Genomic DNA, 13,584 nt, shown 5'->3' with positions numbered 1-13,584 from the left:
GTGTACGAACCTTCGCTTGTCCTGTCGAATGCCGCCGGGGACCGTGGAGCCATGACATCCGCGACGCGCATGGGCGTACTGGCGCTGCTCTGGGGTTCGGGCTTCCTCTGGATCAAGATCTGCCTCGACGAGGGCCTCACCCCGGGGTGGATCACCTTTGCGCGGTGCCTCCTCGGCACGGCCGTCCTCCTCGGACTCGCCCACGGAGCCGGGCAGAGGCTCCCCCGCGACCGGGGCACCTGGGGACGGCTGGCCGTCGCCGCCCTCCTCTGCAACGCCCTGCCGTTCCTGCTCTTCTCGATCGGCGAGCAGACCGTGGACAGCGGCGTCGCGGGCGTCCTGAACGCCACCACACCCCTCTGGTCCCTGCTCATCGGCCTCGGCCTGGGCACCGAACGCCCGCTGCGGGCCACCCGCCTCGCCGGGCTCGCGCTCGGCTTCGCCGGCGTCCTGCTGATCTTCGCCCCCTGGAGCGCCGGATCGGGGCTGACCGGTCCGGGCGCGCTCGCCCTGCTGGGCGCCGCCGCCTCGTACGCGCTGGCCTTCGCCTACATGGCGCGCCACCTCACCGGCCGGGGCACCGCCCCGCTCGCCCTCTCCGCCGCGCAGCTCCTCACGGCCACCGGCCTCGGCGTCCCCGCCCTCACGGTCGGCGGCGCGCCGGCGGTGACCTGGACCGGGGTCCTCGCCGTCACCGCGCTCGGGATCCTGGCGACGGGCCTCACCTTCCACCTCAACTACCGCATGATCGCGGAGGAGGGGCCGACCAGCGCCGCCACCGTCGGCTACCTCCTGCCGGTGGTCTCCGTCGGCCTGGGCGCGCTCGTCCTCGACGAGCCCCTGACGGCACGGGTCGTCACGGGCATGGCCGTCGTCCTGGCGGGCGTCGGTCTGACCCGGGTCACGCAGGGCCGGGCCGCCGCCGCGCCCACCCCGGCGGCCGTCCCGCGCCCGGTCCCCGAGGGGGACCGGGCCCCGTCCGGAGACCCCGCCCGCGCCTCGGGCGCGCGGCGCCGCCTTCCGGACGAGGGCGGGTCGTGCCGCTAGTGGATCCGCTCGACGACGAAGAGGGGGATCTCCCGCTCGGTCTTGCGCTGGTAGTCGGCGTAGTCGGGGAACGCGTCGACGGCCCGCGCCCACCACGCCCGCCGCTCGTCGCCGGTGACCAGCCGGGCCTTCATGTCCCACACCTCGGTCCCGTCCCGCAGTTCGACGAGGGGCGAGGCGACCAGGTTGTGGTACCAGACCGGGTGCTTCACCGCGCCGCCGTTCGACGCGACCAGGGCGTACGCCCCCTCGTGCTCGACCCGCATGAGCGGGGTCTTGCGGAGCTTGCCGCTCTTCGCGCCGACGTTCGTCACCAGGACGACCGGCATGCCCCGCATGGTCGTCCCCTTGGTCCCGCCGGAGGACTCGTACAGCTCGACCTGGTTCCGCACCCACGTCGAGGGGCTGGGCTCGTACTCGCCTTCGAGTGGCATGACTGTCCTTTCGGAGGGATGCCGGCACCGCCGGCGCTCGTCCTGCCGACGCTATCCGACGCGACGGGTCCCGCCCCGCTCCCGGTCCCGCGCGGCACGCCCCTCCGGCCCGGATGTCGGTCACCGCTCGTAGGGTGGGTGCGCAGGCGGGATCGGGTCGACGACAGGGGAGTGGGCGGCATGCGGGAGTTGTTCCTCGCGGACGAGAAGGCGTACATCCGGTGGATCGACCTGCCCGGGGACGGTCCGGTCCGGGTCTTCGTCCACGGCCTGGGCTGCACGGCCGCCTCGGACTTCGCCCACATCGCCGCGCACCCGGCGCTCGGCGGAGGGCGGGCGCTCCTCGTCGACCTCCTGGGCCACGGCCTCAGCGACCGGCCGGTGGCCTTCGACTACCGGATGGAGTCCCAGGCCGCCGCCGTGGCGGCCGTGCTCGACCACGTGGGCGTGGCGGGCGTGGACCTCGTCGGGCACTCCATGGGCGGCGCCGTCGCGATCCTCCTCGCGGCCGCCCGCCCCGACCTGGTGGCGCGCCTGGTGGTGGCCGAGCCCAACCTCTTCGCGGGCGGGGGCGCCTTCAGCTCCCCGGTCGCCGCCCAGGACGAGGCCGCCTTCGTGGCGAGGGGGTTCGGCCGGATGCTGGCCGTCGCCGGCCGCGCCGACTACGCGGCCCGCCTGCGGCTCGCCGACCCGCTGGCCGTCCACCGCAGCGCCGTCGCCCTCGTCGAGGGATGCGTGCCCGCGCCCGGTGACCTGCTCCCCGGCCTGGCCGCGCCCCGGCTCTTCCTCGTCGGCGAGCTGAGCCTGCCGGACGCGGACGCGGAGAAGATGGCGGCCCTCGGCGTCCCGGTGACCGAGATCGCGCGCGCCGGGCACAACCTGATGCTGGACAACCCCGAAGGGTTCGTCGCCGCGCTCGCCGCCTTCCTCACCGCGGACGGCACCGCGCCCCCGGCCGCCGGCCGTGCCGCTCCCGAGACGCCCTGAGAGGATCTTCGGCACGAACGTCCCGCCCCGGCCCCCAGGAGCACCAGGTGCACCCCCTCACGTACGACGACGTCACCACCGCCGCGGCCCGGATCCGCGGCCACGTCCGCCCCGTCACGGTCGCCCCCGCCTCCGGCACCGAGCCCTACGAGCTCCACCTCGCCCTGGAACACCTCCAGCACACGGGCTCCTTCAAGGCGCGCGGCGCACGCAACTTCCTCCTCGCCCACCGCGAGCGGGGCACCCTGCCCGCCGCCGGCGTCACGATCGCCTCGGGCGGCAACGCCGGTCTGGCCTGCGCCTGGGCCGCGGCCGCGGAGGGCGTGCCCGCCACCGTGTTCCTCCCCGCCACCGCCCCGAAGGTGAAGGCCGACAGGCTCCGCTCCTACGGGGCCGACGTGCGCCTGGCCGGCTCCGAGTACGCCGACGCCCTCGCCGCCTGCGAGACGTTCGCCGCGGAGAGCGGTGCGCTCGCCTCCCACGCCTATGACCACCCGCTGATCGCCGCCGGGGCCGGCACCCTGCTCGACGAGATCCTCCGTTCCGTCCCCGACCTGGACACCGTCGTCGTCGCGGTCGGCGGCGGCGGACTCTTCGCCGGGGTCGCCACGGCCGCCCGGCACCACGGCGTCCGGACCGTCGCGGTCGAACCCGAGAACTGCCGGGCGCTGGACGCCGCCCTGCGCGCCGGTCACCCCGTCGACGTCCCGGTCGACTCCGTCGCGGCCGACTCCCTCGGCGCCCGCCGCGCCTCCGCCACCGCCCTGCGCGCGGCCCGGGAGGGAGACGTCCGCCCGGTCCTCGTCGGCGACGACGCGATCACCCGCTCCCGCCGTGCCCTCTGGGACGACCGCCGCCTCGCCGTCGAACACGCCGCCGCCACCGCACTCGCCGCCGTCACCGCACCCGGCGGGCCGGCCCCCTACCGTCCCGCCCCCGGCGAGACGGTCTGCGTCGTCCTCTGCGGGGCCAACACCGACCCCGCCGACCTCACGGGCGCGCCGGCGGGCGCCTGACGTGCTGCCGCACCGGTCCGCCGCGGTCCCGGCCCGCCGCCGACCCGCGCCGGCCGGGGTGGAGGGGCCGTGGCGCGGGCGCGGTCGGGAGTGCGCCAGGATGGGGGCATGACCGACATTCGTACCCCTCGTCTCGTCCTCCGGAGCTGGAGCGACGACGACCTCGTCCCGCTGTCCGAGATCAACGCCGACCGCGAGGTGATGCGGTGGGTCGGTGACGGCTCCGTCCGGGACCTCGACGAGACCGCCGAGGAGATCGAGCGGTACGAGGAGGAGTGGGACGAGGAGGGTTTCGGCGTCTTCGCCGTGGAGCTGCTCGGCTCCGGGGAGCTGATCGGGCTCGCCGGGCTGTTCGTGCCGGACTCTCCGCCGGAGCTCGGCGCGGAGGTGGCGATCTGCTGGCGCCTCGGCCGGCAGTTCTGGGGACAGGGGTACGCCTCGGAGGCCGCCCACGCGGTCCTGGAGTTCGCGCTCCAGGACCGCGGGCTGGGCCGGGTCGTCGCCGTCACACGGCTCGGCGACAGCGCGTCCGCGAACGTCGCGGGCAAGCTGGGGATGACCCTGGAGCGCGAGACGACCGACCCGGTCCTCGACGTGGCCCTGCACGTCCACGCCATCGACCTCACCGAGTACGAGGCCTGACCAGGGGCCCCGTACCGGGTGTCGACGGCGTGGCGCCGCGTCAGTGACGCTCGGGCAGGTCCCGCTCGGCCGGCCGCGACGTGAGGTCGGCCGCGGCCGGGGCGGCGGAGCGCGCGTGGGCGGCCGGGACGGGCTTCTTGCCGCAGAACGCGGCCTCCAGCGTGCCGCCCAGCGCGGTGTTGGCGGCCCCGTGGTTCGAGGTGTTGGCCATGGCCGACAGGCTGCGGCGGCCGTCACGCGTCGAGAAGGTGTACGTGTAGAAGCCCTGGACGGTACCGGTGTGACCGAACACCTGGGTGCCGCACGACAGGTCGTAGCGGCGCAGCCCGAGACCGTAGAACCGGGTGTTGGTGGCGTCCGTCGGGGTGACCGTCGTCATCGCCTCCATCATGGCCGGGGAGAGCAGCCGGCCGCGCATCAGCGCGCTGGTGAAGGTGTTCAGGTCGGCCGGGTTGGAGATGACCGCACCGGCGGACTGCGCCCAGGACACCGTCTGCTCGGTGGAGTCCACGAGCGGGTCGCCGGCCGCGTCGGGGTGCAGGTAGCCGCGGACGTGCAGCCCCTTGATGCGGGTGTCGGGGTGGACGTACGAGGTGTTCCGCAGCTTCAGCGGCTTGAAGATGCGCTGCTTGTACGCGTCGGCGACCGGACGCCCGGTGATCTTCTCGATGATCATCCCGACCACCACGAAGTTGGCGTTCGAGTACTTGTACGACACGCCCGGCTCGGTGGTGCGGGGCTCGCTCAGCGACAGGTCGACGAGCTCCTGGTAGCTGAACACCCGGTTCCGGACCGCCTCGAAGCCCGGCACGGTGTCGTTGAACATCGCGTTGGTGTAGTCCGCGAGACCGCTGCGGTGGGTGAGCAGGTGACGGACCGTGATGCGGTCGTCGGGGAGCAGGCCCGGCAGGTACCGGTTGACCGGGACGTCGAGCTCCACCTTCCCCTCCTGGACGAGCTGGAGGAGGACGACCGTGGAGAAGGTCTTGCTGACACTGCCGATCCGGAAGCGCGCGTCGATGTCCATCGGCGCGCCCGAGACGCGGTCCTGGACGCCGACGGTCCGGCCCTGGGCGCCGCCCGGGCCGACGAAGCGGGCCATCGCGCCCGGCGCGCCGTTGTCCATCGCCGAGTTCAGCGCGGCGACGACGCCCTCCATGTCCGGGGCGGGAACGGCGGGGGTCGCGGTCCGGACGGGGGCCGCCGGAGCGGGCGACGCGGCGAAGGCGTTGCCCGCCGGGGCGAGGCCGGCGGCGAGCGCGGCGACGAGGGTGGTGCTGACGGCCAGACGTCGGTGTGACGACAGGGGCACGGTGATTCCTCTGCTTCTTCGAATCGTTTCGTTCGGTATGGATCATGAGTGCCAACGCGGCGGATCGGTTCCTGACACGGGCGACGGGTTGTGGAGGTCACCGTTCCGGACCGGTATCCGGCCACGGGCGCGCGGGCGGCCTCGGGCCCGACGGCGCCTTGGGCAGACGCCCAAGCCGCCTCCCGGAGGTCTGGGCTCCTGCGGACAGACACGCGCGACGGGGAGCCGGATCATGGCGCTGGCCACGCTTGCGAGGACGCGCAACGTGACGGATCCGTAGAGGAGTTCCTATGTCAGGGAAATGGGGCCGCGCACTGGGCGGCCTGTTGCTCGCCGTCGTCACAGCCGTCTGCGCCGCGCCCGGCAGCGCCGGCGCCGCCGCGGGGACGACGGGCACCATCCCGTCCGTCGGCACCGACTGGGGCGCGCCCGGCCCGTACGAGGTGAACGTCGACATCGAGGTCGTCCACACCTTCTACTACCCGCGCGACATGGGGCGCCGCGGGGAGCGGCACCCCGTCGTCATCTGGGGCAACGGCACCGGAGCCGTCCCCGGCTTCTACAGCGGCCTGCTCCGGCACTGGGCGAGCCAGGGCTTCATCGTCGCCGCCGCCAACACCCCCACCTCCAACTTCGCCCTCAGCATGCGCGCCGGCATCGACGTGCTGGAGCACCGCGACGCGGACAGCGCCAGCCCCTTCTTCGGCAAGGTCGACCTCGACCACATCGCCTCCGCCGGGCACTCGCAGGGCGGCGCCGCTGCCCTCAACGCCGCCGTCGACCCCCGGGTCGACACCGCCGTCCCCATCCAGCCCGGACCACTGGCCGACCCCGACCTCATGGACGCACCCGTCTTCTACCTGGCCGGCCAGAACGACCTGACCGTGTGGCCCGCCCTGGTGAAGGCCTTCCACCGGGACTCCGACCACGTCCCCTCCGTCTACGGCGAGGTCCGCGGCGCCGGCCACCTGAGCTCCATCGGCGACGGCGGGAACTTCCGCGCCCCGACCACCGCCTGGCTCCGGTTCTGGCTGCTCGGCGACGAGAACGCCCGCGGGATGTTCTTCGGCCCCGGCTGCGCCTACTGCGCTGACACCGGCCTGTGGTCGGGCTGGGACCGCAACGCCAGGGCCCGGCAGATCCCCGGCACCACGGCCTGACGCCCCGCCGACCGGGGTCCCCGCGGCGACGCCCGCCGGGACCCCGGTCGGGCGAATGCGGCACCCAGGTCGGGCGAATGTCGACCGGAGGGCGTGGGGCACCGGACGGCGGGTGGTACCTCGTACGCCATGCAGCCAGGCACACCCCCGACGGTGACCCCCTTCCTCCGCACCGCCGCCGCCTACGCGTGGCGCGTGCTCGTCGTCGGCCTGCTCGTCTACAGCCTGTTCGCGGTCCTGGGCCGGTTCCACGAGATCGGCGTCGCGGTCTTCCTCGGCCTCGTCGTCACCGCACTGCTCCGCCCCGTCGCGGACCTCGTCGCCCGGGGCATCCCCCGCGGGCCGGCCGTCGCCCTCACCCTCCTCGGCGGCATCGCGCTGGTCCTCGGGGTACTCGCCCTGGTCGGCGAGGCCGTGGCGGGCGAGCGCACAACCCTGGTCAGGGAGTTCCGCGTGGGCGTCGGCCGGATCGAGGACTGGCTGGAGCGCCCGCCCTTCCACCTGGACCCCGGAGCGCTCACCGAGCTCCAGGCCCGGGTCGGCGAGTTCCTCTCCAGCCACCGTTCCGCCCTGGTCAGCACGGCGCTGAGCGGGGCCGGCCACGTGGTGGCCGTGCTCACGACCCTCGCCCTGGCGCTGTTCTGCGCCGTGTTCTTCGTGCACTCGGGCGACCGGCAGTGGGACTGGTTCCAGGACCAGTTGCCGAGGTCGGTGCGCGGCCGGGTCGGCATCGCGGGGCGGGCCGCCTGGCGCACCTTCACCGGCTACACGCACGGCATCGTGCTCGTGGCCGCCACCAACGCGGTGCTCGTCGGCCTCGCGCTCTGGCTCCTCGGCGTCCCCCTCGCCGTCCCCCTGGCCCTACTGGAGTTCGTCGCCGCGTTCGTGCCACTGATCGGCTCGCCCCTCGCGCTCGCCGTCGCGGCCGTGGTGGCGCTCGCCTCGAAGGGGCCGCTCGTGGCGGCCCTGGTGGTCGCCCTCATCGTGGTGATCGGCCAGATCGAGGGCCATCTGCTGCACCCGCTCGTGATGAGCTGGGCCGTGCGGCTCCACCCCCTGGTCGTGGCCCTCTCCGTCGTGGCCGGATCGGTGGCGGCCGGCATCGTCGGCGCCGTCGTCGCCGTGCCCCTCGTCTCCGTCGTGTGGTCCGTCCACACGGCCCTGCGCGACGCCCGGACCACGAGGAACGCCTGAGGACGGGCCGGCGAATATCACCAGGCCCGATGTCGGTGGTCACCCCTAGGCTGTGTCTCGTTCGCGATCTATGAGGGGGGGTCCTCGAGGTCGCTTGTCCCACCCTGCGCACACGAGGTGATGCACCATGACATCCGCCACCCCGGACGACGAGAAGGCGCCCGACGCCGGCAGTTTCCAGGTCGACCTGCGCGGTCTCGTCGACCTGCTGTCCCACCATCTCTACTCCAGTCCCCGGGTGTACGTCCGCGAACTCCTGCAGAACGCCGTGGACGCCGTCACCGCACGTCAGGCGCTCGACCCCGTCGCCGCCATCCGCATCCGGCTCAGGGCCGCCGACGGCTCCGTCTCCATCGAGGACAGCGGCATCGGCCTGACGGAACACGAGGTCCACAGCCTCCTCGCCACCATCGGCCGCAGCTCCAAGCGCGGCGGCGAGCACGGCCTGGAGTCCGCGCGGCGCGAGTTCCTCGGCCAGTTCGGCATCGGCCTGCTGGCCTGCTTCGTCGTCGCCCGCCGGATCAGGGTGGTCACCCGCTCCGCCCGCACCCCGTGGGCCGCGCCCGTCGAGTGGCTCGCCTCCGACGACGGCTCCTACACCGTCCGGACCCTGCCCGACGACGCGCGCCGGGAACCCGGCACCACCGTCCATCTGGAGGCCCGCCCCGGCGTCGGCGAATGGCTGGAACCCGCGCGCGTCGAGGAGCTCGCCCGCGACTTCGGCTCCCTGCTCCCGTACGACATCACCTTCGCGGGGCCGGACGACGTGGAACGGCCGATCACCGACCGCCCCGCCGTCTGGGACCGCAGCCACCCCACCCCGGCCTCCCGGCGGGTGGCGCTCGCCGGCCACTGCGCCCAGGTCTTCGGCTTCACCCCGCTCGACAGCATCGACCTCGACCTGCCCGTCGCCGGAGTGCGGGGCGTGGCGTACGTGCTCCCGGAGCCGACCAGCCCCGCGCACCGGGCCGGCCACCGCGCGTACCTCAAGGGCATGCTCCTCACCGACCACGCGAGCAACCTGCTGCCCGAATGGGCCTTCTTCGTGCGGGCGGTCGTCGACACGGACACCCTGCGGCCCACCGCCTCGCGCGAGAACCTCTACGACGACGAGACCCTCGCAGCCGTCCGGGACGCGCTCGGCGCCCGCATCCGCCAGTGGCTCGCCGAACTCGCCGCGGGCGACCCCCAGCGCCTCGCGGCCTTCCTGGACGTCCACCACCTCGGCGTGAAGTCCCTCGCCCGCCACGACGCGGAGCTCTTCGCGCTCATGCTGCCGTGGCTCCCCTTCGAGACCAGCGACGGCCACGTCGGCCTGGAGGAGTTCGCCGCCGCCCACCGGGAGATCCACTTCACCCGGACGGTCGAGGAGTTCCGGCAGATCGCCCCGATCGCCGCCGCGCACGGCCTCGGCGTCGTCAACGCCGGCTACACCTACGACGCCGAGCTGCTCGCCCAGCTGCCCGCCGTCCGGCCGGGCGTGACGGTCACCGAACTCGACGCCGGCGCCGTCACCGACCGGCTCGACCCCGTGCCCACCACGGCCGAACTGGCCCTCGCCTCCTTCCTCGCCACCGCCCGTACCCGGCTCGACCCGCACGGCTGCGACGTGGTGCTGCGCGCCTTCCAGCCGGTCGGCGTGCCCGCGCTGTACCTCGACGACCGCCAGGCCCGCCAGGAGCGGGACCGGGCCACCGCCCAGGCGAGCGCCGACTCGCTGTGGAGCGACATCCTCGGCTCCCTGCGCGGCTCCGCGCCCCGGGCCCGGCTGGTCCTGAACCACAACAACCCGCTGGTCCGCCGCATCGGGGCGCTCCCCGACGCCGAACTCACCGGCACCGCCGTCGAGTCGCTGTACGGCCAGGCGCTGCTGATGTCCCAGCGGCCCCTGCGGCCCGCCGACTCCACCCTGCTCAACCGGGCCTTCCTCGGGCTCCTGGAGTGGGCCACCCACCCCGCCTCCGCCACGGACGCCGAGGAGAACCGCGCATGACCGCCATGACCCCCGACGACATCCGCCGCGGCCTCGCCGAGAACGGCCGCGCGCCCTACGGCGCCGCGCGCAACGTCCACGCCGAGACACTCGCGGCCGCGGCCGAGTCCACCGGCGACCGCAAGCTCTTCCAGGCCGCGCTCGTCTGCCAGATCGAGGCGTACGAGTACAGCGCCGAGCGCACCAAGATGGTCGTCCCCTTCGCCCGGCTGCTCCAGGAGTACGACCGCGACCCGGGCTCCTTCACGTCCGGCGAGGCCCACCGGCTGTACTGGCGCTTCAAGTGGGTGGCCGGCCGGATCGTCGAGTCCCCCGAGATCCCGCTCGCCGCCGTGGACGGCTGGCTGACCGACATGGAGCGCCGCTACCGGATCGCCGGCTACAGCGAACGCGCCGTGCGGCAGGCCGAGTTCCACCTCGCCGACGCGATCGGCGACACGGCGAGGACGGAGCGCGCCATCAGCGGCTGGTCGGCCGCCGACCGGGACGCGATGAGCGACTGCCACGCCTGCGAGATCAACACCCAGGGCTGGTACTGGTCCCGCAAGGGTGAGGACGCCCGGGCCGTCGAGGTGTGGGACCCGGTGCTCTCCGGCGGCCTGTCCTGCATGGAGGAGCCCCACCGGGTGCTCGCCCACGCCCTGCTCCCGCTGGTCCGCCTCGGCCGCACCGACGAGGCCCGCTCCCACCACCTCCGCGGCTACCGCATGGTCCGCGGCAAGGACAGCCTGCTCCGCTCGGTCGGCGAGCACATCGAGTTCTGCGCCCTCACCGGCAACGAGTCGCGCGGACTGGAGATCCTCGCCGAGCACGCCGCCCACCTCGCCCCGCTCGCCGACGTCGAGTCGCAGATGGAGTTCTCCGGCGGCGTCCTCGTCCTCCTGCGCCGGCTCACCGACCTGGGCCACGGCGACCGCCCCGCCGTCGCGTACGCGGGCACGCAGCGCACGGTGAAGGAGCTGTACGCGCTGCTGTACGCCGCCGCCACCGAGATAGCCGCCCGCTTCGACGCCCGCAACGGAACCGGGCTGGTCTCGCGGCGGCTGGTCGACCGGATCGCCCGACAGCCCCTGCTCGCCGCCCTTCCCCTGGGCGTCCGCAGCGCGGAACTGCCGCCCGCGGCCGTCCCCGTCCCGCGCACCGGGCCGGACGCGACCGCCTCCGCCGACGCCCCCGCGCACGGAACGGCGGGGGGCACCGCCGCGCCCGGCTTCGCCGCCCTCCTCGACCGCGCCCGCGCGGCCCGAGAGGAGGCCCACCCGTCCGCCGACGCGCTCTGGGCCGAGGTCGCCGAACGGGTCGAGGGCGGCGGCGCCGACGCGACCGAGGCCGCGCTCTCCGACTCCGTGCTCACCGCCGACCTCCTCGCCCACCGCGCCGTGACCGCCGCGCGGGCCGGCGCGGCGACCGCCGGTGCCCTCTACGCGGAGGCGGCCGCGTCCTACCGGGCCGCCGGCCGGCCCGGCCGCGCCGCCCACGCGGAACTCGGCGTCGCCGGGTCCGCGGTCCAGGCCGGCGCCGACCCGGAGGAGGTGCGCGCCCTGCTGGCCGCCGCCGCCCGCTCGGCGCACGCGCTGGAGGAGAGCGCCCCCGAGCGCGTCCGGCGCGTCCTCGGGGCCGAGATCACCACCCTGCGCATCGAGGCGCACCTGAGCGAGGCGGCGGGGGACGAGGCGACAGCGGCCCAGGCCGGCGCACTCCTGGCCGAGGGACTCTCGGGGATCGTCGGACGGCACCGCGACGAGCCCGCGGCCCACACCGGCGGCCCGGGCAGCATCGCCGACCTGATCGCCGACAGCGAGGTGACCCTGGCCAGGCTCGCCCTGGGGGAGAACGACCTCGACACGGCGGCGGTCCTGCTGGACGCGGCGGCCCGGCGCCTCACCGCGGCCGGGCAGCCCTGGGACGCGGTCGAACCGCTGGCCCTGCGCGCGAGCGTCCTCGCGGCGCGCGGCGAGCGCGACGAGGCCGAGGCGGCCGCCCGCACCGCGCTCGACCACGCCGCCGAACTCACCGACGCCTCCCAGCAGGCGGGCGTACGGCTCACCCTCGCGGACATCCTGCTGCGGGGCGGGGGCGACGGCGCCAGGGAGGCCGCCCGGCACGCACTCGACGCCACGCACTGGCTCGACCAGGCGGGACACGGCGCCACGGCCGGAGCCCGGGCGCGGATGCTCCTCGCCCGGGCGTACGCGGCGGACGAGCGGACCGCCGAGGCCGCAGAGGTCCTCCAGTCGGCGCTGCCCGACCTCCTGGAGCACGGCGAGGGGGAGGGGGTGCAGGCCCGCGAACTGCTCGGTGGGATCCTGCGGGACCTGCACGACCCCCGGGCCGCGGCCGAGCAGTACCTGCTGGCCGCGGAGACCGCCAAGGGCTGGGACGAGCCGGCCTACGAGGCGGGTCTCGCCCACTCCGCGGGGGAGTCCCTCGCCGCCGGGGGGCTCACGGCCGAGGCCGAGGCCGCCTACGAGCGCGCCCTGGAGCTGTGGCGGAAGGCCGGCGGCAACCCTCCGGCCGAGGCGCGGCTGCTGCGCTCGCTGGCCTGGCTCGCCGCGGGGGAGGACTCCGACGAGGGTGACGCCGCCCGCGCCCGAGCATGGATGGAGCAGGCGGCGTCCGCCGTGGGCGGCTCCGACGAGCCCGCCTTCCGGTACGAGCGGGCGCAGACGTACCAGCAGCTCGCCCGGCTCCTCCAGGACGGCCTCGACGCACTCGAATACGGGGACGACGAGGAGGACGCGGAGGAAGAGGCCGAGGACGGCGCCGAGGAGGGCGCGCGTCCGGAGGAGGCCGGGACGGGTCCGGCCCGTGCGCGGGCCGCCCTCGAGGAGATGGTCACCCTGCTGGACCGGGCGGCCGCGCTCTACGCGGGGTTCGGCGCGGAAGCGCTCGGCGAGCGTTTCCAGTGCCTGGCCCACGCGGCCTGGACGGAGCGGCGCCTGGACCGCGTGGAGGACGGCGTCGCCCGCATGACGGCGTTCGCCGCGGAGCTCGACGCCCGTGACGAGCCGGAGGCCGCCGAGTTCCTGACGCGGGCCCGGAGCGTGCTCGACTCGCTGAAGTGACGTACGGGGAACGGTGACAGGGGCGGCGGGCCCTCCGCCCGCCGTCCTTGCCCGATGCCGAGACGATCAAGTAGCGTCTCCGGTATGAACACCGGACCGGCGACTCGCCATTCACGGACGGGCTATCCGGTGGAGGGCTGATCCGCCCCTGGGTGCGCACCGCGCACCCCCTCGGTTCCGCGCGTGGACCTCCCAGTGCCCGAGCACTGAGCGTCCTTTTCCGCGTCGAACACATCGAGGCCACCTGTATGACCGTCACGTTCAACCACACCATCATCGCCGCCAAGGACCGCCACGCGTCGGCTCGGTTCTTCCGTGAGCTCCTGGAACTCCCCGAAGCACCCTCGTGGGGACCGTTCGTCAACGTCCAGCTCCCGGACGGCGTCCTGATCCAGTTCGCCGAACCCCCGGTGGACATCCAGATGCAGCACTACGCGTTCATGGTCGACGACGAGCTCTTCGAGCGGGCCTACCAGCGCCTGTGCGACGCCGGCGTCGAGCACTGGGCCGACCCGCAGATGAAGCGGCCCGGCGAGACCAACACCGAGCACGGCGGCCGGGGCGTCTACTTCAAGGACCCCGCCGGCCACGCCTTCGAGCTGATCACCCGGCCCTACCTCTAGGGGACCGGACGGCCCGGGCCCCTCGGCGGCTCGGGCCGCCGAGGGCCCCGGGGTCTTCGGCCGGAGCGTCCTGACCAGCGCGGCACCGGGCCGGGCCGTGCCCCGGCCCGG

At 74.7% G+C, this 13,584-nt stretch carries 11 protein-coding genes; 9 read left to right on the top strand and 2 right to left on the bottom strand.

Features of this window, described 5'->3' with window-relative positions; translation table 11 throughout:
• Nucleotides 1-51 precede the first annotated feature (51 nt).
• Nucleotides 52-1,047, top strand: coding sequence for a DMT family transporter (locus ACZ60W_RS21320; RefSeq protein WP_469756903.1), 996 nt, complete (start codon nucleotides 52-54; stop codon nucleotides 1,045-1,047).
• Here ACZ60W_RS21320 and ACZ60W_RS21315 read toward each other — a convergent pair.
• A complete protein-coding gene (locus ACZ60W_RS21315; RefSeq protein WP_469756902.1) occupies nucleotides 1,044-1,481 on the bottom strand; it encodes a nitroreductase family deazaflavin-dependent oxidoreductase in 438 nt (145 codons plus the stop codon). The genes ACZ60W_RS21320 and ACZ60W_RS21315 overlap by 4 nt on opposite strands.
• Before the next feature lie 180 nt (nucleotides 1,482-1,661).
• Here ACZ60W_RS21315 and ACZ60W_RS21310 point away from each other — a divergent pair, with 180 nt between their 5' ends.
• The 3 genes from ACZ60W_RS21310 to ACZ60W_RS21300 all read left to right on the top strand — a co-directional run bounded on the left by ACZ60W_RS21310 (nucleotide 1,662) and on the right by ACZ60W_RS21300 (nucleotide 4,126).
• Nucleotides 1,662-2,468, top strand: coding sequence for an alpha/beta fold hydrolase (locus ACZ60W_RS21310; protein ID WP_469756901.1), 807 nt, complete (start codon nucleotides 1,662-1,664; stop codon nucleotides 2,466-2,468).
• A gap of 47 nt (nucleotides 2,469-2,515) precedes the next feature.
• The gene (locus ACZ60W_RS21305) at nucleotides 2,516-3,484 is read left to right on the top strand and encodes a serine/threonine dehydratase (RefSeq protein WP_469756900.1); all 969 of its coding nucleotides are present in this window, start codon (nucleotides 2,516-2,518) and stop codon (nucleotides 3,482-3,484) included.
• A gap of 108 nt (nucleotides 3,485-3,592) precedes the next feature.
• Nucleotides 3,593-4,126 (top strand): GNAT family N-acetyltransferase, encoded by a 534-nt coding sequence (locus ACZ60W_RS21300; RefSeq protein ID WP_469756899.1) that lies wholly within the window; start codon nucleotides 3,593-3,595, stop codon nucleotides 4,124-4,126.
• A 40-nt stretch (nucleotides 4,127-4,166) separates the two neighbouring features.
• Here the strand turns inward: ACZ60W_RS21300 and ACZ60W_RS21295 are convergent, their stop codons facing one another.
• Nucleotides 4,167-5,438, bottom strand: a complete 1,272-nt coding sequence (locus ACZ60W_RS21295; protein WP_469756898.1) for a serine hydrolase domain-containing protein — start codon at nucleotides 5,436-5,438, stop codon at nucleotides 4,167-4,169.
• Between the two features lie 290 nt (nucleotides 5,439-5,728).
• Between ACZ60W_RS21295 and ACZ60W_RS21290 the strand changes: the two genes are divergently transcribed.
• The 5 genes from ACZ60W_RS21290 (at nucleotide 5,729) to ACZ60W_RS21270 (ending at nucleotide 13,473) form a co-directional block, all read left to right on the top strand.
• On the top strand, nucleotides 5,729-6,598 hold the full coding sequence (locus tag ACZ60W_RS21290) for an alpha/beta hydrolase family protein (RefSeq protein WP_469756897.1): 870 nt from the start codon (nucleotides 5,729-5,731) through the stop codon (nucleotides 6,596-6,598).
• 129 nt (nucleotides 6,599-6,727) lie between these two features.
• Nucleotides 6,728-7,792, top strand: a complete 1,065-nt coding sequence (locus ACZ60W_RS21285; RefSeq protein ID WP_469756896.1) for an AI-2E family transporter — start codon at nucleotides 6,728-6,730, stop codon at nucleotides 7,790-7,792.
• A 127-nt stretch (nucleotides 7,793-7,919) separates the two neighbouring features.
• A complete protein-coding gene (locus tag ACZ60W_RS21280; protein ID WP_469756895.1) occupies nucleotides 7,920-9,785 on the top strand; it encodes an HSP90 family protein in 1,866 nt (621 codons plus the stop codon).
• Nucleotides 9,782-12,850, top strand: coding sequence for a tetratricopeptide repeat protein (locus ACZ60W_RS21275; RefSeq protein WP_469756894.1), 3,069 nt, complete (start codon nucleotides 9,782-9,784; stop codon nucleotides 12,848-12,850). Before ACZ60W_RS21280 ends, ACZ60W_RS21275 begins: the two co-directional genes overlap by 4 nt.
• Before the next feature lie 248 nt (nucleotides 12,851-13,098).
• Nucleotides 13,099-13,473: a VOC family protein gene (locus ACZ60W_RS21270; RefSeq protein ID WP_469756893.1), complete on the top strand. Its 375-nt coding sequence runs from the start codon at nucleotides 13,099-13,101 to the stop codon at nucleotides 13,471-13,473.
• Nucleotides 13,474-13,584 lie beyond the last annotated feature (111 nt).

The organism is Streptomyces sp. NPDC104202 (assembly GCF_055584185.1).
Note: the sequence above shows the minus strand (reverse complement) of the source record. Positions and strands in the feature narration are given on the sequence as shown.